19 protein-coding genes and 2 pseudogenes are annotated in these 22960 nt (G+C 33.9%); 4 read left to right on the plus strand and 17 right to left on the minus strand.

The window, feature by feature from the left end; all coding sequences use genetic code 11:
* The 4 genes and pseudogenes from P8H68_RS11880 to P8H68_RS14560 all read left to right on the plus strand — a co-directional run.
* A pseudogene (locus P8H68_RS11880) lies at positions 1–637 on the plus strand (hypothetical protein); the annotation flags it as partial.
* A gap of 5 nt (positions 638–642) precedes the next feature.
* Positions 643–1482 carry a DUF4249 domain-containing protein gene (locus P8H68_RS11885; protein WP_300325390.1) on the plus strand — a complete coding sequence of 280 codons (840 nt, stop codon included), beginning with the start codon at positions 643–645 and terminating at the stop codon, positions 1480–1482.
* A 155-nt stretch (positions 1483–1637) separates the two neighbouring features.
* On the plus strand, positions 1638–2450 hold the full coding sequence (murQ, locus tag P8H68_RS11890; protein ID WP_300325392.1) for an N-acetylmuramic acid 6-phosphate etherase: 813 nt from the start codon (positions 1638–1640) through the stop codon (positions 2448–2450).
* Positions 2447–2665, plus strand: coding sequence for a DUF6095 family protein (locus P8H68_RS14560; RefSeq protein WP_366144944.1), 219 nt, complete (start codon positions 2447–2449; stop codon positions 2663–2665). The genes murQ and P8H68_RS14560 overlap by 4 nt, the downstream gene beginning before the upstream one ends.
* On the opposite strand, the gene P8H68_RS11895 is transcribed toward P8H68_RS14560, so the two are convergent.
* The 17 genes and pseudogenes from P8H68_RS11895 to P8H68_RS11975 form a co-directional block, all read right to left on the minus strand.
* Positions 2569–3159 (minus strand): DinB family protein, encoded by a 591-nt coding sequence (locus tag P8H68_RS11895; protein ID WP_300325395.1) that lies wholly within the window; start codon positions 3157–3159, stop codon positions 2569–2571. The two genes, P8H68_RS14560 and P8H68_RS11895, sit on opposite strands and share 97 nt — an antisense overlap.
* 85 nt (positions 3160–3244) lie before the next feature.
* Positions 3245–4705, minus strand: a complete 1461-nt coding sequence (locus P8H68_RS11900; protein ID WP_300325398.1) for an oligosaccharide flippase family protein — start codon at positions 4703–4705, stop codon at positions 3245–3247.
* The gene (gene wecB, locus P8H68_RS11905) at positions 4705–5790 is read right to left on the minus strand and encodes a UDP-N-acetylglucosamine 2-epimerase (non-hydrolyzing) (RefSeq protein WP_300325401.1); all 1086 of its coding nucleotides are present in this window, start codon (positions 5788–5790) and stop codon (positions 4705–4707) included. Before wecB ends, P8H68_RS11900 begins: the two co-directional genes overlap by 1 nt.
* The gene (locus P8H68_RS11910; RefSeq protein WP_300325404.1) at positions 5791–7071 is read right to left on the minus strand and encodes a glycosyltransferase family 4 protein; all 1281 of its coding nucleotides are present in this window, start codon (positions 7069–7071) and stop codon (positions 5791–5793) included.
* Positions 7068–8258, minus strand: a complete 1191-nt coding sequence (locus P8H68_RS11915) for a glycosyltransferase family 4 protein (RefSeq protein WP_300325407.1) — start codon at positions 8256–8258, stop codon at positions 7068–7070. Before P8H68_RS11915 ends, P8H68_RS11910 begins: the two co-directional genes overlap by 4 nt.
* Positions 8259–8261: 3 nt before the next feature.
* On the minus strand, positions 8262–8768 hold the full coding sequence (locus tag P8H68_RS11920; RefSeq protein ID WP_300325410.1) for a methyltransferase: 507 nt from the start codon (positions 8766–8768) through the stop codon (positions 8262–8264).
* 11 nt (positions 8769–8779) lie between these two features.
* The gene (locus P8H68_RS11925) at positions 8780–11215 is read right to left on the minus strand and encodes a YfhO family protein (RefSeq protein ID WP_300325413.1); all 2436 of its coding nucleotides are present in this window, start codon (positions 11213–11215) and stop codon (positions 8780–8782) included.
* A 15-nt stretch (positions 11216–11230) separates the two neighbouring features.
* Complete coding sequence (gene recN / locus P8H68_RS11930) at positions 11231–12886, minus strand: DNA repair protein RecN (protein ID WP_300325416.1); 1656 nt, start codon at positions 12884–12886, stop codon at positions 11231–11233.
* 130 nt (positions 12887–13016) lie between these two features.
* On the minus strand, positions 13017–13907 hold the full coding sequence (locus P8H68_RS11935; RefSeq protein ID WP_300325419.1) for a DUF4835 family protein: 891 nt from the start codon (positions 13905–13907) through the stop codon (positions 13017–13019).
* Positions 13900–15108, minus strand: coding sequence for a bifunctional phosphopantothenoylcysteine decarboxylase/phosphopantothenate--cysteine ligase CoaBC (coaBC, locus tag P8H68_RS11940; RefSeq protein WP_300325422.1), 1209 nt, complete (start codon positions 15106–15108; stop codon positions 13900–13902). The genes P8H68_RS11935 and coaBC overlap by 8 nt, the downstream gene beginning before the upstream one ends.
* Before the next feature lie 5 nt (positions 15109–15113).
* A complete protein-coding gene (locus tag P8H68_RS11945) occupies positions 15114–15437 on the minus strand; it encodes a DNA-directed RNA polymerase subunit omega (protein ID WP_300325437.1) in 324 nt (107 codons plus the stop codon).
* A gap of 12 nt (positions 15438–15449) precedes the next feature.
* Positions 15450–16250 carry an outer membrane protein assembly factor BamD gene (gene bamD / locus P8H68_RS11950; RefSeq protein WP_300325425.1) on the minus strand — a complete coding sequence of 267 codons (801 nt, stop codon included), beginning with the start codon at positions 16248–16250 and terminating at the stop codon, positions 15450–15452.
* Between the two features lie 122 nt (positions 16251–16372).
* The gene (dapA, locus tag P8H68_RS11955; RefSeq protein ID WP_300325428.1) at positions 16373–17257 is read right to left on the minus strand and encodes a 4-hydroxy-tetrahydrodipicolinate synthase; all 885 of its coding nucleotides are present in this window, start codon (positions 17255–17257) and stop codon (positions 16373–16375) included.
* On the minus strand, positions 17257–17781 hold the full coding sequence (locus P8H68_RS11960; protein WP_300325431.1) for a hypothetical protein: 525 nt from the start codon (positions 17779–17781) through the stop codon (positions 17257–17259). The genes dapA and P8H68_RS11960 overlap by 1 nt, the downstream gene beginning before the upstream one ends.
* 103 nt (positions 17782–17884) lie before the next feature.
* The gene (locus tag P8H68_RS11965; RefSeq protein ID WP_300325440.1) at positions 17885–18160 is read right to left on the minus strand and encodes an ATP-dependent Clp protease adaptor ClpS; all 276 of its coding nucleotides are present in this window, start codon (positions 18158–18160) and stop codon (positions 17885–17887) included.
* Positions 18161–18205: 45 nt separating this feature from the next.
* Positions 18206–19045, minus strand: a complete 840-nt coding sequence (gene prmA, locus P8H68_RS11970) for a 50S ribosomal protein L11 methyltransferase (RefSeq protein ID WP_300325434.1) — start codon at positions 19043–19045, stop codon at positions 18206–18208.
* A 96-nt stretch (positions 19046–19141) separates the two neighbouring features.
* A pseudogene (locus P8H68_RS11975) lies at positions 19142–22960 on the minus strand (hypothetical protein); the annotation flags it as partial.

The following is a 22960-nucleotide window of genomic DNA, read 5'->3' on the forward strand; positions in this document are numbered from 1 at the left end:
TGATGGTGCTGATTTAATTGCTCAAAATCAAATTGAAACTATTGTTTTAAGTGGTAAATCTAGATCTTATGGTTTAGAGCTTTCTTTAAAAAAGAACAGAGGAAATTTTAAAGGTTGGATTAGCTATACCATCTCTAATACTGAACAAAAAGTAGTTGGAACTACAGAAGGAGCTACAGGAATCAATAATGGTAATTGGTACAAATCTCCATATCATAAATTACATGACCTTTCTATAACTACGAGTTATTACTTTAACAAAAAATGGAAAGCCGGGGCTAATTTTGTATACCAATCTGGAAGACCTGTTACCTATCCAAACGGTCAATATGAAACTAATTTAAACGGAGATTATTCGCAATCAACAAGTACCTTAAAAGTTCCTGTTTATAGCGAGAGAAATGAATTTCAGTTGCCTAGTTACCATCACTTTGATATTTCTGCTACCTATACTCCACAACCTAAAAAACCGCGCAAATGGAAAGGCGAATGGGTATTTAGTATCTATAACTTATACGGAAGAAGGAATGCCGCTTCAATTTCCTTTAGTCAAAATGACGAAACAGGTATGAATGAAGCCACACGTACTTCAATCTTTGGGTTTACTCCTTCTTTTACTTATAATTTTAAATTTTAATTGTTATGAAATATTTATACTTAGCAATCACCATATTCTTATTTGCATCTTGTGAAGATGTAATTGATTTACCGTTAGAGGAAGGACCTAAACGTTTGGTAATAGATGCAAATATAAACTGGGAGAAAGGTACAACAGGTGCAGAACAATCTATACGACTAACTCAAACAGCAGGTTTTTACGATTTGACGGTTCCCATAGCGACAGGTGCTAAGGTCAAAATAACCAACAGCAATAACGATGAATTTGATTTTATTGAAGAAGGAACAACTGGTATCTATTCAACCTCAACATTTATGCCCGTAATCGATGAAACATATACACTAACTGTTACGTATAATGGGGAAGAATTTACAGCTGAAGAAACTTTACTTGCCTTACCTAGTATCGATAGAATAGAACAAACTACTGATAATTTCTTTGGGACTGAAGTTATAAAAGTAGAATTCTTCTATTTGGATCCTGCAGGAATCGATAACTATTATTTCAGTCAATTTAGCTATCCTACTGATTATGCCATTGATGTATATAGAACAAGAGATGATGAATTTTCTGATGGACAAGAAAACAGCTTCTTCGAGCAAGATGACAGTTTAAAACCTGGTAAAGACCTTACTATCTATTTTTATAGTGCTTCAAAAACAAATTTCAACTATATGAATTTGTTATTAGACCAAGTATCCAGTGGAGGACCTTTTGCAGCTCCTCCTGCTGCAGTTCAAGGTAATTGCATCAATACTACGGATGCTGAAAAGAAGCCATATGGATACTTTAGATTGTCTCAAATGGAGAAAACTGTCTATACTATAACAAATGAAAACTCGATAACGTTGCCTCCATTTTAATATTTTGGGTTTAGGCTTATCCATACTTTATTTCTAAAGAAGTTATAGAGTCATAAATTATCGATGTCTTAAAACTTTATCGTTAGTAGATATAACTATAACGTAAATTGACGTATAAATAAGTTGCTTTTAGTATTTTTGAAAAAAACAACAATTTGGATTTTTCAAAAACAACAGAGCAAAGCTCTCTATATAATAACTTAGAAAACATGTCGGCAGAAGATTTGTTGACACATATAAACAACGAAGACAAAAAAGTAGCTCTTGCTGTAGAAAAATCTAAACCGCAAATTCTTGCTTTAGTGGAACAAATTGTTACGAAACTAAAAAAAGGAGGTCGAATTTTTTATATGGGGGCAGGAACTAGTGGACGTTTAGGTGTGCTTGATGCCTCTGAGTGTCCTCCTACTTTTGGTGTGCCTCATGAACTTGTTGTTGGACTTATTGCGGGTGGTGATACTGCTATTCGAAAAGCGGTTGAAAATGCAGAGGACAATACAACGCAAGGTTGGTTAGATTTACAAGCGCATGATATTTCTACTAATGATGTAGTGATTGGAATTGCTGCATCTGGAACCACACCCTACGTTCTAGGTGCTTTACAAACTGCGAATGAAAATAATATAGTGACAGGCTGTATTACAATGAATGAAAATAGCCCGCTGCACTTGATCGCACAATTCCCTATTGTTTCTGTAGTTGGACCCGAATTTGTTACAGGAAGCTCTAGAATGAAAGCGGGTACTGCTCAAAAACTCATTCTAAATATGATCAGTACTACTACCATGATTTTACTTGGAAAAGTAAAAGGAAATAAAATGGTAGACATGAAACTTTCCAATTCAAAATTAATAGATAGAGCCAACAGAATGGTTGTCGATAATCTAAAGGTTAGTTATGAAGAAGCTTCCTTATTGCTGGAAAAATACGGAAATGTGAGAAACGTAATTGAAAATCGCAAAAAATGAGTACAGATCAAAACTTATTGAAAAAAGGAATGAAATATATTTTTGGAGCTATCCCTTTAATTGCTTTGGCTCCAATAATGATCAGTATTGGTTTTTCTGCCATAAAAAAAGACAACAATTATATATTTAGTGTTATTGGTTTTATTGCGGCTTTCTGTGCCATATTTTTAGTTGCCAATGGAATCAGAACTGTTCTGAAATCTCTTTTCAAATAAGATTTTACCATTTCTTTTTTGGGTGTTGTTGGATTGAAACCAAAACCATTATCTGGCAACTGAATTCCTAATTGATGAATAATATATCCAATACTTGCATAATGGTGTATGGCATGGCTATGGGCTTGACTCAAAATTGCGGCAAGAGTATATTCTATGGTTACCTTACCTCCTCCCAAATCATCAGTAACACGAAACGTTTCCCCCAACATATCTAAGTTTATTGCTTGTAATTGATCAATTGTTGCTGCTATATACCCAAGGCCTAAATCTAATTGCTCTTCCACTGCTTTATTCCTTCTTCTAGCAGCAAGGTCTATATTTCCGCTCTCAATCCCATCAAATATGCAATGAAACATATCCATCACATGTCTGATATGAGTTCCTATACTTGAATAGTAAGGTGCAACATTGATATTACTATATTGTTCTTTTGAAATGCTCTTTAATAAGTGTTCTCCCTTTGTTAAGTTGTGTTCAATAACTTCAATCATGCAGTTCTATTTTGATAGGGTTTGACGTAAATATACAAATTCAATTACATTATATTTTTACTTTTTTTCAAACACTGTGAAGCATCTACAGAAAACGAGATTTCAAGTTATTGATCGTAGTATTAATTTCAACGGAAATTTTCATTTTATATAAGCATACTACATATAAAACGGCAATGACTGCTCCTTTTAATATGATGTTTAAGAGAGGATGAAATTCAAAGTCCCATCCCATAAAAAGAGCATAAAAAACAACAAGCAACACCAACAAAGGAAAAGTTTTTGAAGTAAAAGGATACATATCAAACTTGCTTTTTACATAAAATAATTTGACAGAATTAAAAACCAATACCACTAACAAAGTGGACAATGCGGCTCCTTCAATACTAATTAAATCTATCAAATAATCATTTAAAACTATAACTGAAATGGCCATAGCCACTCCATAAGGAAGTAATATCTTGTAATATTTAGAATTGGAAATAATAGCTCCATTTCCACCAAGAAACATATGATATAATTTGGCAATGGAAATAAACAATACAATCCATTCTCCACCTCTAAATTTTTCCGGCAGCAACGCAAACATTTCGGAAATATTTAAATTTATCAACAGAAAAACAAGTCCTGATATCGCAAAAAGATTTATGGAGCTTTTTTTATACAAACTATGCACCTCTTTTAAATCCTTTTGATTGATGGCCTTTGCAATTAATGGCTGCAGAATTTGTGCCATGGCTCTTCCTGGAGTTTCGACCACTGAACCGATATAAACCCCAACAGAATAATATGCGGTCAAAGCAATAGCTTCTTTTTGAGGAATCATAAACTTATCAATATCTATTAAAATTGTACCCGCCGCTCCAGCTAAGATAATATAGGCTGAATACCTCAGAATTTCTGTGATGTTTTCTGGCATTTCCAATCGTAATTTTGGACGATATAAATGAAAGGCATAGCCCGCCATTAAAAACATTCTAATAAAATAGGCTCCAGTTAAATACCAAATAAAATCTTCTACACTGATCCATTTAAAATAAACACAAAACAGTAAAATCATTGCGGCAATTCTTGAGAACAGCTCCTTCAATAAATTACCATATACTGATTGCAACTGAACTTTAGACCATGCGTAAAATATTTCAAAATACGCACAAGCAATTGCGACCAAATAAATAACGCTTACATAATTTTTTACAACTGGATTTTTTATCGATAAATAAGAAGAGATTCCTTCATAAAACAGTACTCCAATAAACCCCAATGGTATTGCCACCAACATTGGTAAAATCAAAGCTATCGATAAAAATTTATCTCTCTCTATTTTACTAACATAGGAAGAGTAAAATTTTAAAATCGTATACTGAACACCGAAGCCAATAAAAGGCATCAATAAATTAGATGTGGATAATAAAAATGTTACCAATCCATAATAGGTATCTTCTAAAAAAGAAGTGTATAAAAACAATGCATTTATTCCACCAATAGCAAATGCTCCATATATGGTGACTGTGTTTTTAAAAGATTGTTTTAGTACTATCCCCATTAACTTTCAATCATTTTTTTAATTGCATTATGAATTTGAAGTCCAACCTCATCTCCAAAAATATTTTCCTTAAAGTCTTTATTGGTTTGTTGAAATTCTTTAAATGAGGCAATCATTTTCTCGGCATTACTTCCTACTAATTGTGCATAACCATTTTCTACCAATTCTACCCATTCCGTTTGCTCACGAGCAACCACACAGAATTTTTTATTAAAAAAAGCTTCTTTTTGGAGTCCACCACTATCTGTAACAACTAATTTACAGTTTTTTAATAATTCTAACATATCAAAATACCCAACCGGATCGATAAACTCAATAGGATATTCCAACTTATGCGTAGCTAAAATATTTTTAGTTCTAGGATGAATTGGCATTACCACTTTTTTATCCTCATGAATTTCTGTCAGTCCTTCAAAAATATTTTTCAAATTTTCTAAAGAATCCGTATTCTCTTGACGGTGTATTGTTGCCAAAACAAAATTCTTTTCTTCTAAAGACAACCTAGTTATAATATCGGATTTCTGATTCGAATTTTTACTATAATGACTTACAGCATCCTTCATGATATCACCACATTTAGAATACTCAATCTTTAAGGTAGCATATCCTTCCTTCTCAAGATTCTTGATTGCTGTATCCGTAGGACATAATAACAAACTAGAAATTCTATCTGTTAAAATTCTATTTACCTCTTCCGGCATTTGCATATTAAAAGAACGCAATCCAGCTTCAATATGTACTACCTTCATTTGTAATTTTTGAGCAGCCAATGCCCCAGCCAATGTAGAATTTGTATCACCATACACAACAACTGCATCTGGTTGCTCCTTTAACAATAAAGCTTCAATTTTTTCGAGCATTTGACCTGTCATGGCTCCATGTCCTACTCCATTGATATCTAAATTATATTTAGGTAATGGTATTTCCATTTCCTCAAAAAAAACAGCACTCATATTTTCATCATAATGCTGACCCGTATGCACTATGATTTCTTCAAAAGCTTTCTCTTCAGCAATGACTCTACTTAAAACCGCTGCTTTTACAAATTGCGGTCTCGCTCCTAAAATGGTAACTATTTTTTTCATTTATGAAACTGTACGTTTTATCAAATCGGCCATTTGTTTGGTCAATTCTTTTCTATGGTATTTTTCTATATTCTTTGGATCTATATGCAATTCGTTCTTTTTAAACGCTTGATATAATTCTTTTATTTTAATTTTAAGCGTTTTACTATCTCCAAAATCTACTATAGCTCCTGCTTCTGATTCTGTCAAAATTTTTGCCAAGTCACCATCAATTGGACCAATTGCTAAAATAGGCCTTTTCGCTACCAAATATTCAAATATTTTCCCTGTAATGATACCTCTAGCACTTGGAACCTCGTTTACAGCCAACAATAGAACCTGAGATTTTTTTTGAAAAACAGCAACCTTGTCATGTGGCAAATAATTTATGATTCTTGTATTTTCCTTTAAACTATTGCCCTCTATTCCATTAATTACTGAAGCATCTAACTTTCCTATCAACTGAATACATACATCATTTTTAAAGTTAGCATCTTCTGTACAAAGTTCCTTTAAAACATCCCATAGCATAGTTGGATTGCGATCTTCATTCATCATTCCAACATGAGTAATAGAGAATTTCTCATCCAATAGTTCAGCTGAATTCGAAACATTAGAATCAAATCCATTGGTAATCACAACGGTATTTTTATTATGTTTTAAATAATTTTCTTTCATCGTTTCTCCCACTACAACAACAGCATCAGAGGTATTCAGTACCTCTTGTTCCATCTTAAAATGCTTTTTCTTAGCATTTTTAGACAAGGGTAATTGATGAAAATAATCAATATCCGTCCAAGGATCCCTAAAATCAGAAATCCATGGAATTCCAGTTTCCTTTTTTAATTCCAATCCTATCTTATGCAAAGTATGAGGAGGCCCTGAGGAAATAATAGCGTCCACAGGATTTTCTTTTAAATACTCCTTTAAAAACTTCACAGAAGGCTTGACCCAAAACATTCGCGCATCTGGGATAAAAAAATTGGCTCTAATATAGGTGCTAAGTTTAGCAAAACGACTTTGTTTTGAATTCAAAAATCCAACATTGGTCTTTGAGTTTTTATTTTTAGATAAAAAACTTGCCAATTTATAGGGCTCCCAAATCGGTTGTTTTAAAACTTCCACCCCTTGTGGGATTTCTTTTTCTAAACTAGTATCTAGAATAGAGAAATCTGGATTATCAACTGTATATACAACTGGAGTTATCCCAAAGTTCTGTAAATATTTCACAAACTTCAACCATCGTTGAACGCCAGAACCACCAGCAGGAGGCCAATAATATGTCAGAATTAATACTTTCAAGAATCTAAATTATTATATAAATTTATTAAGTTTTTTGAAGTATGCTCCCAAGTAAACTCATTTTGAATAAATTTCTGTCCATTTTCCCCAAATGAAGCACACATTTCTTCATCTGCATATAACATTCTAACTTTATCTGAAAAATCATTTACATCTTCCGCTTTATGAATCAATCCAGCATTTGATTTATGAATGATATTTTCTTGAGAGGTTGCGTTACTTGCTAAAACAACCTTTGCAAATGACATATATTGAAATATTTTGTTTGCATAGGTTGTATCATGATGTTTATTTCTATGCAAGGGAGATATACAAATATTGCTAGCTTTGATATAAGAAGGAAACAATTCTACATTTTGCCAACCTTCAAAACTAACAAAATTCTCTATTCCAAGTTCTGATATTTTTTGTTTCAAAATACTGTCTTCTGTGCTAGTCCCAACAATAACTAATTTTATATTTGGAATTTCATTTTTCAAATGAGCAACACTTTCTATAGCCGTTAACAGCCCTCTACGTAAACCTGTATCACCAAGATACAAAAGCACAAAATCATCTTTGAATTTATTCTCTATTCCAATATCAAACTTTGCATTTTCATAAAAATTTTTATGCACCGTATTGGGAACAGAAATTATTTTTTTTTCGAAAACAGAGCATCTTAGAACCAGCTCATTTTTAGCCTCTTCCGTTACCGTAATAACATTTGTTGCTTGCTGAACATATTGTTTTTCAAATTTCTTCCAAATACTTGGTTGAATAATATATTTCCCGGGGAATTTATTCAAATGAGGATAAAACTTCATAATCTCTGGTCTATTCTCATGAAGATCCAGATGTATAGGTAATCCATACGGCTGGTTTGCTTTAAAAGCTGCTCCTGCTATTTGCATATCATGGACATGCAAGACCTCTATCTTATGGTTTTCAATGAAATTTTCAATTTTTTTGGAAAGAGAAATTTTATAAAAAGGAACGGTATAGGCTAAGGCGGACAACTTAAATTCTAGTCTCGAAGATTTATACCTTTTCACATAAATACCTTTGATACGCTCCTCTTCTGGTTGATCTCCATAATGCAAACAAAACAGAAATACTTCATGCCCCGCCTCTATTAGAGAAACAGCCTCATTTTCTACCCTCGGATCAGGAGGATATACGGCATCTAAAAGCATTCCTATTATCATATATTATTTTCTCTCTGCGTAAACAGCATAGTATCTTGGTGTAAACTTTCTAAGTATTGGACGAAAACCTAATTTCTTAATTGGACTGGTCCATTTTTTTGTTTTCAAAGACTTCCATCCTGATTTTTCTATCAACCAATCAAACTGCCAATCTTCAAATTCGTGATAATGACGATCCCACATATCAGTTTTACTTCTATACGCACTAGCAAACCACAGTTTTAACGGAATGGTAGTAATTAATTTATCAGCTTCAATATTCTTTAAAACATTATAAGGAGCCAATAAATGCTCAAAAATCTCAAAGGCCACCACAGCATCCACTTTCTGATTATTTACCATCTCAGGCAGATCGTCTAAATCTTCGCCATTGGTATTATAAACTGTGTATCCATTTTCTTCCATTATTTCAGAAAAAGGATTGCGCACCCCGACATCTAATACCACTGCTGGCGCAGGCAAAACCTCCTGTAAAAATTCTAAGGTATGTTTGTACCTTTTATTGGGCATCGTTTTATACACTAGCTATTTGTTTTTTTATTTCTAATTATTGCAAAAACTATCAATACTACAAATACTAATAAAGCGCTTAAGTTGATCATACCTCCTTTAGCAATAATTGTAGGTTCAAATTTAAATTCAATGTTATGCTCACCTTTTGGTATTTCCAGTGCTCTTAAAACATAATTTGCTCTTATATGTGGTTTCAATTCACCATCTATATAAGCATTCCAACCCTCTTTATAATATATCTCTGAAAAAACAGCTAATTGAGCCTTATCATTATTTGATTGATATTTTAGATAGTTGGCGTCATATTTTACCAAATCAATTTTTGACAAAGAGTCTAAACGTACAGTTTTATAAGTTTTTTTAAACTCCGGGAATTCTGATTGATTTACAATTGCAGTCCCTTTTGAATCGAAGTCGCCCAATCCTAAAATCTCATCATTTGCATTTGACACAAATTTCACATCACTCACAAACCAAGCATTCCCATTTGTATCAGGGTTTACTTGCAAACCTTTCTCTCCTTTTTCATTTGGAATGATAAAATATTTGGTGTTCAACATATTCAAAACTTCCATATTATTTTTTGAAATATGAAAATCTACCAATTCCTGATACCTCCCAAATTTGGCCGCATGGTACCCTCCGATGGATTTATGAAAATAAGACGTAGCTCCATCGTTCATAAAGTTACCCGCAAAATTTGCTACACGATAATGTCCTTTATCTTGAAGTATTTCTTTGTCAATACTCGATTTTACAAATGGCTTTTCAATTTGTCTAGCACTATGAAAATCACTTGTATCAACATATCTTCTGGCAGTACCTATCATATCAAACAATAACAAAACCCCTAATGCAATTAACACTACCTGGTATTTTAATTTCTCCTTTAAGTACAAATACAACACCGCTGCACTCAATAGAACTAGCATGAATGTTCTCAGGCTATCCTCAAAGAATATTACTTGTCTATCTGCTTTTATAGCACTTCCTAGCCCTTTTAGCATGTTGTCATAGTAACCGTCATTTGCACCATTAAATTCTAACAAACTAGAACCTAACAAAGTAAAAAACAATGCAATTCCACCAACAATATAAAAAGCTTTCTTTAGTTCTTTTACTTTCTCTTCACTTGTCAATTTAGTGTTAAAAAATTCTTTTAGAGCTAATAATCCTAATAATGGTATGCACACTTCTGCAATAACTTGAATAGAACTCACTGCTCTAAACTTATTATACAAAGGAACATATTCAATAAAAATATTAGTCAAGAACTCAAAATTGTGTCCCCAACTCATCAAAACTGAAAAAGCGGTAGCTGAAACCAACCAAATTTTAATTTTAGAATCAACAATAAAAATCCCCAAAACAAACAAGAATATAAAAATAGCTCCTATATAAGCTGGAGCAGCTACAATAGGCTGACTTCCCCAATAAGTAGGAACATTTTTTGCAAATCCTTCTGCCTGATTTCTATCTATTTTTGAACTAAGAAACTTATAGGTTTCTGACTCATTTCCTAAATTCTCACTATTGGCTCCCCCTGTAAATCTTGGTATAAACAAATTAAAAGTCTCCATTTTACCATAGCTATATTCCGTAATATAACTCTTGGATAAACCCGAACTTGCCTTTTTTGTTTTACCGTCCGCCGTTATGGTTAACTCACTTTTCCCTCTAGTACTTTTGTCAGCATATTCTTTGGTTGCCATCAAACTACTAGCATTCATGCAAAGTGCTAGAATTGTCCCTAAAACAATAACACCAACTTGTGAACCAAATATTTTGATATCTCCCTTAGATTTTAAAACATCTATTAAAAACACTATTCCTAGAATACATATGGTAAATCCTAGGTAATAAGTCATTTGAGGATGGCTCGTGTTAATTTCGAGCGCCATTGCTAAGGTAGTTACTACGAATCCCCAAAAATATTTAGATTCAAAAATTAACAATACTCCAGCTAGAACCAGTGGTATATAACCAATGGCATGGGCTTTTGCGTTATGCCCTACTCCTAAAATAATTATAAAATAAGTTGAAAACCCGAAAGCCAACGAACCAATAATCGCAAGTTTCCAATCAAACCTCAACACCATCAACAACACGAAAAAACCTAGAAAATATAAAAACAAATAATCTGCAGGTCTTGGTAAAAACCGAATGATTCCGTCTATTTTTTTGACATAATCATGTGGATAATAAGTACTCAATTGATACGATGGCATTCCTGAAAAAGCCGAACCCGTCCAATAAGGCTCTTCTCCATTTTTTGCTCTAAAATCAACAATTTCTTTAGACATTCCTCTAAATTGCTGAATATCGCTTTGGAATAATTTTTCTCCTTTTAAAACGGGAGAAAAATAGGCTAATGCAACAAAGGCAAAAACAGCTATCGCAATCAAATAAGGAACAATCTGTTTGAAGTTTATTTTTTGTTTCATCTTTTGATACTTCCTTTAGGCTTTTAATAATTCTTTTGCATGCTCCAAAGCTGAGTCCGTGATGGTCTTACCTCCTAAAATCTCTGCTACTTCAGTTACTCTTTCTTCTTTAGTCAAAGGCTTTAAAAAAGTTGTGGTCACTCCTTCAACATCTTTTTTATACACTTTGAAATGAGATTCCCCTTTTGCGGCTATTTGCGGCAAATGTGTAATCGTTATTACTTGCATATAATCTCCCATTTCTTGCATTACGTCCGCAATTTTATTCGAAACCTCTCCGGAAACTCCTGTATCGATCTCATCAAAAATAATGGTAGGTAACTTGGTGTATTTTGAAAGGATCAATTTTACTCCTAACATAATCCTAGACATTTCACCCCCTGAAGCTACTTTTTTCAATTCGTCATAATTCCCACCCATATTGGCAGAAAACAAAAACTGAAGTTCATCATTCCCATTGGTATAAAACTCCTTGCCTCCATTTATTTCTATTTTAAACGTAGCGTTCGGCATTCCCAATTTTGATAGTACTTCTTCTAATTGCTTTGTCAACTTAGGAACAGAGTTCGTTCGTTTTTTATGAATTTTATCGCAAACCGCAAGTAGTTTTAGTTTTAATTCTTCGATCTGAGCTTGCTTATTTTCTAATTGTTCTGACGCATTCTCTACTTGTCCTACTTTTATCTCTAGATTAGACTGAACGGTAAGTAGTTCATCAATAGAGCTTACCATATGCTTTTTTTGCAAAGCATAAATCCACTGTAGTCTATCATTAAGACTTTCTATTTCGGAAGGATTGACATCAACATTTTCCAAATATTTTTCTAATTCAAAAACAACATCATCCAGTTCAATCTTTAAACTTTCAATTCGTGAAGCAAAACTTTCATACTCCGAAGAAAAACTCGCAATCCCATCCAACGAATTTTTCATTTGATACAAACCAGACTGCAAACCAACCTGTTCATCAGAAGCCAAGTTCAAAGATTCAGAAAGCGCATCACTGATTGCTTCAATATTATTTAACCTATCTAAAGTTTCTTCCAACTCTTCCTGCTCACCTGCTTTCAAATTAGCTTCCACCAATTCATTATACAAATGAGAATTGTAGGCATATTCTTGTTTCGCCGCTTCTTGACTTTGTACTAATACCTCTAACTCTTTTTGATGTTTTTTATAAACTTTCAATTGTTTGCTATAGTTGGCTAACAAATCAAAATTACCTGCTAAGGCATCCAAAATTTGAAACTGGTAGCTAGTCTCAGACAATTGAGCTGTTTTATGTTGAGAATGGACATCAATTAATCTTTCTTTCAAAACATTTAAAATAGAAAGTGTCACAGGAGTATCATTCACAAAAGCTCTAGATTTACCGCTCGGCAAAATCTCTCTTCTTATCATAGCCTCTTCCTCATAGTCTAGATCTTTATCTTCAAAAAATTCTTTCAATTGGTACGCTCCAACAGAAAAAGTAGCTTCAATTACACATTTTTTAGAATTATCCTTCAGACTATTTAAATCCGCTCTATTTCCCATTACAAGTCCTAAAGCTCCCAAAACAATGGATTTACCGGCTCCAGTTTCTCCTGTGATTATAGACAATCCTTTTGTAAAATCTGTTTGCAACTCCTTAATAAGAGCGTAGTTAGATATAGATAATGTAGTTAACAAGATAAAATAATTTTATGTGTACTATTTTTTTGAATGCCGTAAATTTAACGATTCTTTTTGTGAAATTTCCCTTAAATATAAAGCAAAAAAAAGCCCCTTATAAGGACTTTCTATTTGAGTTTTAACCACATTATATTTTTTTCCACTTACTACTATTTGGAGCTGAAATTCTATTCAATAACTTTTTTAAATCTTTTACATTCACGTCAGGTCCAGAACCAAAAACATCAACCACTTCGTCAGATTTTGCATCAAAAAAGATTCTAAACATAAATGAATTCTGACTTCTTTTATTCAAGTTCTCAAAACTCATCAGTTGCTCATATATTTCATTTTTTGCAATCTCAGCATTGTTTGCAAAAACGTCCATCCCTAAACGATGATATCCATACATAATTTCTCTATACTCTCTGTGAGCATTTGAAGTAATCAAGTCCACAAGAGAATATCTATTTAATGAATTTCTTTTTGCCTCCCAACCTGAATAATTTCCTTGCTGAGCCAGATTCACTATATCCAAAGCTTGTTTGTAAAAATTCTCACCACCTTTCATGGCAAAGGTATCTGCGTCTATTGCAATAATCATATAGGCATAATACGAAATCAAAGAAATTAAATTTGATTCATAAGTTGCAGGATTATAGATTAACGGCTCATATTCTGTATACTCAAAAGAAATAGCATCATCCTTAAAGTTAAAAATAGGTGTTTTGTAATTACTTCCAAAAACAGGACGTACAGCATTTACCTGTAAAGTACCAGAAAAATTTTTATTGTTCGTATAAGACGACACAATCAAAGTCATCCCACAATCAATCTTCTCATTACTTTTATAAACCTTATTGGTCCATTGCTGTTTATTAACAAAATCAGTCAGAGCTCTTTCCAGCGTTTGAAAAACTTGTTTATTACTTACACCAACCTGATCCGCATTGATAGAAAAAGTACAATTCAATTCTTGCGAATTACCAACAGTACATAGCAACACCAAACCTAAAAGGATAATAATCTTTTTAAACATCCGCTCTTTTTAGAATTTCAGAAAAAATATCTGAAGCAACTGCCTCTTTAGACTTTAACGTGTACTCCACAATTTTATTGGATGCGTCAATGACAGATATCTTGTTAGTATCTCCTCCAAAAGCAGCACCTTTATCCTTAAGAGAATTCAAAACAATCATATCTAAATTCTTTCTAGATAGTTTTCCTTTTGCGTTCTCTACCTCATTATTTGTTTCAAGCGCAAAACCAACTAAAAATTGGTTATTCTTTGAAGCTCCCATTGTTGCTAAAATATCTTTTGTAGCTTTTAACTCAATAGGTAAATTCCCTTCTTTCTTTTTTATTTTTTGTTGTGCCGTAGTTACCGGAGTATAATCTGCAACCGCTGCAGCAGCAATTGCAATATCCACATTTGTATAATATTCAAACACAGAATTAAACATCTCCTCTGCACTTGTAACATCAATTCTAGTTATAGCTGAATGCTGAATACTAAGAGAACAGGGGCCTGCTATCAGATACACTGTTGCTCCTAAATTCGCTGCTTGTAAAGCAAGTTCAAATCCCATTTTTCCTGAAGAGTGATTCCCAATAAAGCGAACAGGATCAATCGCTTCATAAGTAGGACCAGCGGTTATTAATACTTTTTGGCCTTTGAGTGGCAATTTGCTCAGAATATCATTCTCAACAAAAGCAACAATTTCCTCTGGCTCAGCCATTCTTCCCTCTCCCACCAAACCACTAGCCAACTCGCCAGTACCAGCAGGAATCAAATGATTTCCTTGCTCTAATTTTTCAATATTTTCAGTTGTAGAAGCATGCTTAAACATATCCAAATCCATTGCTGGTGCAAAGTAAACTGGACATTTTGCTGAAAGGTACACTGCTAATAATAAATTATCAACAATTCCATGTACCATTTTTGAAAGGGTATTCGCTGTAGCAGGTGCTACAACCATGTAATCCGCCCACAAACCTAAATCTACATGATTATTCCAAAGTTCATTCTCCTCATTTTTTTCATAAAACACGGAATGAACTGGATTTTTAGATAAAGTTGATAATGTTAATGGCGTTACAAAATCCTTAGAAGCAGGAGTCATGACCACTTGGATCTCGGCTCCTGCTTTTATGAATAATCTTACTAGGTGAGCTGTTTTGTAGGCTGCAATTCCAGCGGTTACCCCTAATAGAATCTTTTTACCTTTTAAAACACTCATGTTCCCTAGTCTTTTTTCTCTGAATTTCTGAAATATACTTTATCGTTTAACCACTCTTCAACAGCTAAAGCATGACCTTTTGGTAATTTTTCGTAAAACTTAGAAACCTCAATTTGCTCTTTGTTTTCAAAAACTTCGTCTAAACTATCGCTGTATGTAGCAAACTCATCCAATTTCTCTACCAACTCTTTTTTCAAATCTCCGTTAATTTGATCCGCTCTTTTCGCGATGATTGAAATTGCCTCATAGATATTTCCAGTAGGTGCTTCTACTTTTGACTTATCATATGTTACAGTAGTATCTGGTGCATTTGTGTTTTTGTGATCCATCATGACTATTTATTAACTTAATATTAATGCTATTTCTTTTTGTACCCTTTTCAATAAATCTTGAGATTCCTTAAGATATTTTGACTCTGGATAATTTCTTTCTAATTTTTCGTAAGCTTTCTCTGCAGCCACTAACCTTTTGTATTTCTTGGTAAAAGTACTACGAACACTTAATTCATATGCTGATTTAAACTTATAAAAAAAAGCTTCCTCTCTGTATTCTGTTCCCAAATATGTTGATGTCATATTATCAAAAGCCACTACAGCTGATGTATAATAACCGATATCAAAATATTGCTTGGCAATCATAAAAGCCTTTGTTTCCAATTTGTACTGCAACTCCTTTACCATTTGATTTGCTTCTGGCAATCGTTTAGAATTAGGATATGCATTGATATATTTCTGGAATGCCAACAAAGCGTCTTTAGTTTCTGTTTGATCTACACTATATTTTGGAGATGCCAAATAATGACACTTTGCCGAAAAGAAAGTTGCCTCTTCCTTTTTCGAACTTTTAGGATAATTTGTTACAAACCTCTCAAAGTAATATGCTGCGTTTGCATAATCTTTTGTATTAAAATAAGATATGGAAACCATAAACTGGATTCTTTCCATTTGAGGCTTCCCTTTATACGCTGGAGTAATCATTTCAAACAAACGAAGTGCTTTATCGAACTTCTTGGCATCATACATTTCTGTTGCCATTTTGTACTTATCCGATACGCTACCTTTGTTCAACACTCTGTTGTATCTACTACAAGAGGCCAAAAGCACGATGGAAAATAAAAATATTAGATGTTTCAATTTAAGCATTTTGCAAAATTAGACATTATTTATGAATTATTAAAGTGATTTCCTTTCAAAACCACAACCAAAAATAAGTTCTAAACTGAATTGAAGTCTTTTTAAGCTCCTAAAAAATTGTTAATTTCTGCTTAGGCAAAAGCGTGTGCAAACTGCTTCAACTTTTCTTGAAGGCTTTCTGTAGCAGCAACTAGCGGCAAACGAACCTCCATAGAGGTTTCCACATCTTCTAAAACAGACAACAAAGCCTTGATTCCAACAGGGTTTCCTTCTTCAAAAATCAGATCCACAACATCCATCATTTGATACTGAATTTGAAAGGCAGCTTCAGATGATTTCTCTAAGCCCAAACGAATCATATCAGAAAACTCTTTCGGGTAGGCCTGTCCAAGAACAGATATAACACCTGCTCCACCTGCCAATGTCATCGGTAAAGCAATCATATCATCTCCAGAAATTACTAAAAAATCATTGGGTACCGTTTGAATTAATTTCATGGCTTGTACCATATCTCCTGCAGCTTCTTTAACTCCAATAATATTTTTACAAGTTTCTGCCAATCTAGAAACCGTAGCAGGCTCAATATTAGAACTTGTTCTACCTGGTACGTTATAAATAATTACTGGAACCGGACTTGCATCCGCAACAGCAACATAATGCTGAAAGATTCCTTCTTGAGATGGTTTATTGTAGTAGGGAGAAACAGAAAGAACAGCATCAAACTTAGACAAATCCAATGTTTTTAAATCTGAAACAACCGTTGCCGTATTATTTCCGCCAACTCCAAGGACCAAAGGAACTCTTCCGTTTGTTTTTTCTATAATTGTTTTTTTAACAAGCTCTTTTTCTTCAGATGTAAGCGTAACGGATTCTGCAGTTGTCCCTAAAACAACTATATATTCTACTCCATTCGCAATTTGAAATTCAACCAATTGCTCCAAAGCCACAACATCAACACTTTTATCCTCGTTAAAAGGAGTAATCAAAGCGGTTCCCGTTCCTAAAAATGCTTGCATTATATTTTCTTTAAAATCTTTAAATATTTGATCATCTCAGTTGTCAAAACTCCCAAATCTCTTCCCTCATCCGAAACTGACAAATCATATAAACTATCTTCTTCTGAAGCAAAACCTACTTTAAAATTAGATAGAGAGTGCAAAGTTATTACTTTCCAATATAAATTTTCTTGAAATCCATAATTTATAAACAAGTCGTATTCATTTTTAACAAATTCTTGAAGCTTGTTTAATTTTAAACTTCCATACCATCCAAAATCTTTTTCTGTACACTCAAACTCTGAATATTCTTTCTTTTTTTCAAAAGGTTTGAAAACCAAAATTTCAATATTATCTAGCGGTATTTTTAATTCTTGTTGAATTTTGTTCAAAACAATATTACTCTTTAAAAACTGAGATTCTTCCATCAGAATCCCCACTGACTTTACCAGTTTGGTATTCAGATTTCTTTTCTTCTTTTTAGCATGAAGTCTGTCTTTTTCAAACCTACTTATGACTGTTTTCTTTTTCCATTTTGATAACATCCTACGAATCTAAAAAGTTTTAAATTAAATCTATATGAATCTGAAAGAAAAAAGTCAGGTTTTGAAATTCAAAACCTGACTTTTTTTATCTATTCATTTAGCACTAAACAAGCTCAGCAGACAAACCTAATTCTTGCAACTTACTGCATTTTGGCTTTAACTCATCGTACTCTCCTGTCTTAACAGCACATTTTCCTTTGTAATGAACCAAAACTGTACATTGTTCAGCTTGCTCCAAAGTATGTTCACAAACACTGATCAACGATTCAATTACAAAATCAAAGGTATTCACATCATCATTATGCAAAATAATCTCATGTTTAGGAGTTAACATCTCAAGGACATCAACATCTTCCTGAACTTTTTCTTTCACACTCATATTCACCATCTTCATTTTACTTTTGATTTTTATCTCTTTGCAAAATTACGCATTTTTTAAATATCGTAACGAAACCCATTTATTTCTTTTCTTCTCATTTTGCAAACTCAAACCTTCAGTACGTGCTTTTTCATCAAGCAAGGGAATATCTTCTGCATAAAAACCACTTAGCAACAGTGTTCCTCCATTAGTCAAACAGGTTGCATAAACTTCTAAATCATTTAACAATATATTTCTATTGATATTGGCGATGATCAAATCGTATTTTTTCCCTTCTAATAAACTTGCATCCCCTTCATAAGAAGTAATCTTTGCGCAGTTATTTCTCTCCACATTCTCAATCGTATTCAAATAACACCAATTATCAATATCAATGGCATCAATAGGCATAGCTCCTTTCATTTCAGCGAAAATTGCCAAAATCCCAGTTCCACATCCCATATCTAAAGTTTTTTTACCTTTTACGTCAATATCTAATAAGTGCTGAACCATCATATGTGTAGTTTCATGATGCCCCGTCCCAAAACTCATTTTTGGCTCTATGATAATGTCATATTCTAAATTAGGATTTTCATGAAAAGGTGCTCTAATAGAAACCTTATCCTCCACTTGGATCGGTGAGAAATTCTTTTCCCATTCACTATTCCAATTTACTTGCTCAATTTCTTCCTTCTTATATTCTATAGAGAACTCGTTAGAATTCAATACAAATATATTCTCCAAAATATCATCACTGCAATCGTCTTTTTGGATATAAGCTATTACTCCTGTTTCATTCTCAACAAAACTCTCAAATCCAGCATACCCTAGTTCAGCGATTAATATCTCCGTTGCAGGATCTCTTGGCTCCACCACAAAAGTAAACCCATTATATATTGTATTCATTTTTCTTAATTTAAAAGCACAAAGTTACTTCAATTCTTTTAGTGTTTCATCTTAAGTTAAAAAAAAAGAACGGAAATTATTTCTGATGAAAAACAATTAGTTAACCGAAATCAATTGAGAAAAGATTCCTATTTCTGTTTTTATTTTAACCACATAAACTCCATCAACAACCTCTAACTTTAAGTTGTCATCTCTATTTGAATACACCTGAATTAACTGTCCTAAGGAATTGTAAACCTTAATTTCATTTAACTCGATTTGATTCTTATTAAGGATTTCCAATTCTTTAGACTCTTGATCATAAGTAACAAGAACTCCATCACTCCCAATGATATGTTCCGTGTTTAACATTTCTTCATCACTAAACACAATAGTAAATCGATCAGAATATGTACCTGGCGTTAAATATATAGTTGCAATATTTTCCTTGATATTATAGAATGTATTATTCTGTTTGTCCTTCAGTAAAATTGGAGTTGTAATATTTTCTTGCTCATCTAACATCACATAAACCTCCCCTGTCAATGCTGTTTTAATTGTGACAGGCACCTCCAAAGACTCCGAAATAGGTTCCAATCCAGCAATCACATAATTCGTTCTACTTTCATCAAATTTAAAATACATATCCGTTTCACCCAAATCAAACATATATCCATCATGACCATTGTCATGGGCAAATGAATTTCCTTCTCTAAAGGCTGCCGTAATCTGTCTATGTAAGCCAACTCCTTCTTGATCCGTATATTCAAAACCTAATTTTAATACTGCAGGATCCTCCTGAGAATTTGATTTTTTCTTTTGCCCCTCTTTAAAGAAAACCGAAGTACCTCCTGCCTCATCAATAGGTTGACTCACCCTATGACTATTCTTGAACGTAATAGTCCCGCCTGCAGTACTAGCCAAAACGTAAAATCCTTGCCCTACTGGAATATACCTACCAGGCGACTTATAAGCATGACCTTGTGTTAAACCGGCAGTGCCTTCAACAACAGTCGTCGCAGCAGATCCTGATTGATAAATTCTACTTGCATACCCACCTTCATATCCGCTTTGAGCGTGACTATCACTATCCCCAGTTTGCTCCCAAAAATACAAAGCACTTATAGAAGGATTATCATCCAAGAAAGCATCTGCATCCAAGGCTGACGGATAAGGGTTTCCTAATAAAGAATAATGACTAGAGGTAATTTCTATGGATATATCTCCATCGTTTGGAGTACCCACAAATGTGTAATTTTGAGCTCTGCCCGGTCCTTTTAAAATAAATGCATCAGCAGGTTCAAAGGCTCCTGTTTCTTTTTGTTGAATCCATGAATCACCGGTAAGACCATTTAAATAACTATATATCCAATAACTTGACAACACAATATCATCGCCAACAAAACTACCATCATATCCATTCGTAAAAGTAATTTCATCTGGAACAGAAGTAGCCGAAGTAGGCGTTGTACCATTCTTTAAAACATCGTCTAACGTAAAAACAGATTCCCCTGTAGACAACACAGGAGATGTCATGTAATTATACTGATATGTACTAGTCAAAGAACTAGCTTGATCAATATATAGTTTTCCGCTACCTGTGACTTGAGATGCTCCTGTATGCGTTTGAATCAATTGAGCATCACCAACCATTCTAAGCTCTCCATCCAACTTCAATTCATTGGCTACAGTAAGCGTTACTCCATCATCAATTGTAAATACAGAACCTGCGGTTACCCATAAACAACCTACAGACAAATCTTCTATGGCAGTAATTTGAGAACCACTACCTGAATCTACTGTTACCAATTCTCCAGTATCAGATGTATTAGGAGCATTAGCATTCCCAGAGCCACCAGTCCATGAAATACCATCCCATGTAATACCTGTAATCTCCGTAAACGTAAAATATTTGTCGCCCTCAAAATCGTAACTACCTACCAATTGAGCCACTCCTCCTATACTCAATGCAGATGGGTTCATTGAGACATATTCAACATCCATTGTAAACAATTCATCACTTGCGACCTTCATAGCAATTGGAGCTGTGGAGTTGTTTAATTCGGACAATATGGTTGTTTCTGGAATTGCTATCTGAACAGAACCAACTGATCCGCTCTCAACAACCTTCCACACCTTATTTAAGGTATTTGTGCTACTACACAGAATCGAATTGCTGGCAAATCCTGTAGCACCATCATTCCCCCACACGAGAAAGTCTTTATCCGTTGAAAATGAATTTGAATTACTCGCATTGTTTGTTTCAATGCTCCCTAACCCCATTGTTAAAAAATTTCCTGATTGAGATTTAGATTGTTTTTGCTCAAAATTTCTTGTGGCATCTAACCCAATTCCGGCAACATCGTTATGATAGGTACTATTATCTCCATAACTCCAAACCACTGTGCTTCCATTAGACAGAGTATAATCTCCCTCTGTTATACTGGCATCGTCTTGAATTGCCACACTTGGATTTAAAGTAATACCATACTTCAATGCTAAATACGATTGTATACTTTGTTGCTCTTCTGACGTCTGATTACCCGAATAAACTAAAATTTCTGCAATTTGACCATCAAAATAACTGAAGGCTCCGCCATCCAATTCTTCTCCACTTCCAATTGTAAACTCTTGTGTATTATCTCCTGTAATATCCGACTCAAAAGAAGTACCTGTATCTATAACGGAACCATTTAAATATAGTGCTTGCTGAAAAGCAACTGGAGTTGATATCGTATTATCACTTCCATAAAAATTATACATATCAAAAGTACTTGTGTTTGAAACCCATGGATGGTTTATATCAGAACTCCCGCCTTCGATACCATAGTAAATTTCTCCATCTCCCCAAGGGACAGTAATTAAAAAATCATCTCCTTCTTCGATATTTTCCTCAAACACATAAGAGTCTTTTTGAGTATCTGTAAGAGTGACAACATATGCTGATAAATTAGGATACGATATACTAGATTCAAAAATACCATTCGCAATTTCAAAATAATCATCTGTACCATTAAACTCAAACGCTGGATTAAAATTAACGGCGTTAGAATTTAAAGTTAAGCCCGTTCCGTTACCTGAAGCATTATGTACATTCGCAGATTGATCACTCCAAGTTATTGTATTGGCACCAACATCTGCTCGCAGCCATAATAAATTCCCATCCCCTGCACTGACGGTTGTCTCCGCATCCCTATAATCAACATCCCCTGTAAGGACATCAGAATCAGAATCAGGCAGCAATGTAGGCTCATCTATATTTCCATTTACATCAGCAAAATCATTTGATGTATAGATATTACTATCCAAACCATTGATACCCACAGAACCGCTTAAAGTCAATCCAGCTTCCATAGTATCTCCCTGCCCTTCATCATCAGAATCCGTATCCAAATAATCCTCATTACTATCCAAATCTGAATTTAGAGGAGTCAACCCTTCTCCACCCAAATCGGAAGCAGTTTCGTACACATCATCTAATCCATCTCCATCTCCATCAGAAAAAACAACACTAGGAGATATATAACCTAATGTACTTTGCGCCTCTATATTGTCTGGTATTCCATCGCCGTCAGAATCTAAATCTACTGAATTGTTCAACCCATCATTATCAATATCTAAGTTAGACACCGCATCTTCCACAGCATCTAAAATCCCGTCATTATCATCATCAATATCGGAAGGATCAAAAACTCCATCTCCATCCGTATCTCCAGACACAAAAGAATCTCTATAATCAACATCACCACCAGCATTATTTACATCCCCATCGCTATCTAACAATAAACTAGGATCATTAATAATTCCGTTGACATCAAAAAAAGTGTCATCAGTACTTATAGAGGTGCTATTATCAAAACCATTGGTACCAACATTTCCGTTAAAGTCAGCCGGTACAAATCCTACCTCTGTCGTATCATCACCACCTTCATTATC

Origin of the sequence: Flavicella sp. (genome assembly GCF_029238425.1) — a bacterium.
Lineage (GTDB): Bacteria > Bacteroidota > Bacteroidia > Flavobacteriales > Flavobacteriaceae > Flavicella.

Bases quoted from the DNA above. Each gene is read 5' to 3' on its own strand.
- dapA (WP_300325428.1), bottom strand. From the start codon at position 17,257: ATGCAAGCATTTTTAGGAACGGGAACCGCTTTGATTACTCCTTTTAAC.
- P8H68_RS11920 (WP_300325410.1), bottom strand. From the start codon at position 8,768: ATGCCCAATAAAAGGTACAAACATACCTTAGAATTTTTACAGGAGGTT.
- P8H68_RS11900 (WP_300325398.1), bottom strand. From the start codon at position 4,705: ATGGGGATAGTACTAAAACAATCTTTTAAAAACACAGTCACCATATAT.
- P8H68_RS11915 (WP_300325407.1), bottom strand. From the start codon at position 8,258: ATGATAATAGGAATGCTTTTAGATGCCGTATATCCTCCTGATCCGAGG.
- bamD (WP_300325425.1), bottom strand. From the start codon at position 16,250: ATGCTTAAATTGAAACATCTAATATTTTTATTTTCCATCGTGCTTTTG.
- coaBC (WP_300325422.1), bottom strand. From the start codon at position 15,108: ATGAGTGTTTTAAAAGGTAAAAAGATTCTATTAGGGGTAACCGCTGGA.
- P8H68_RS11965 (WP_300325440.1), bottom strand. From the start codon at position 18,160: ATGAGTGTGAAAGAAAAAGTTCAGGAAGATGTTGATGTCCTTGAGATG.
- P8H68_RS11885 (WP_300325390.1), top strand. From the start codon at position 643: ATGAAATATTTATACTTAGCAATCACCATATTCTTATTTGCATCTTGT.
- P8H68_RS11925 (WP_300325413.1), bottom strand. From the start codon at position 11,215: ATGAAACAAAAAATAAACTTCAAACAGATTGTTCCTTATTTGATTGCG.
- prmA (WP_300325434.1), bottom strand. From the start codon at position 19,045: ATGAATACAATATATAATGGGTTTACTTTTGTGGTGGAGCCAAGAGAT.
- P8H68_RS11895 (WP_300325395.1), bottom strand. From the start codon at position 3,159: ATGATTGAAGTTATTGAACACAACTTAACAAAGGGAGAACACTTATTA.
- P8H68_RS14560 (WP_366144944.1), top strand. From the start codon at position 2,447: ATGAGTACAGATCAAAACTTATTGAAAAAAGGAATGAAATATATTTTT.
- P8H68_RS11960 (WP_300325431.1), bottom strand. From the start codon at position 17,781: ATGTTATCAAAATGGAAAAAGAAAACAGTCATAAGTAGGTTTGAAAAA.
- P8H68_RS11935 (WP_300325419.1), bottom strand. From the start codon at position 13,907: ATGTTTAAAAAGATTATTATCCTTTTAGGTTTGGTGTTGCTATGTACT.
- wecB (WP_300325401.1), bottom strand. From the start codon at position 5,790: ATGAAAAAAATAGTTACCATTTTAGGAGCGAGACCGCAATTTGTAAAA.
- P8H68_RS11945 (WP_300325437.1), bottom strand. From the start codon at position 15,437: ATGGATCACAAAAACACAAATGCACCAGATACTACTGTAACATATGAT.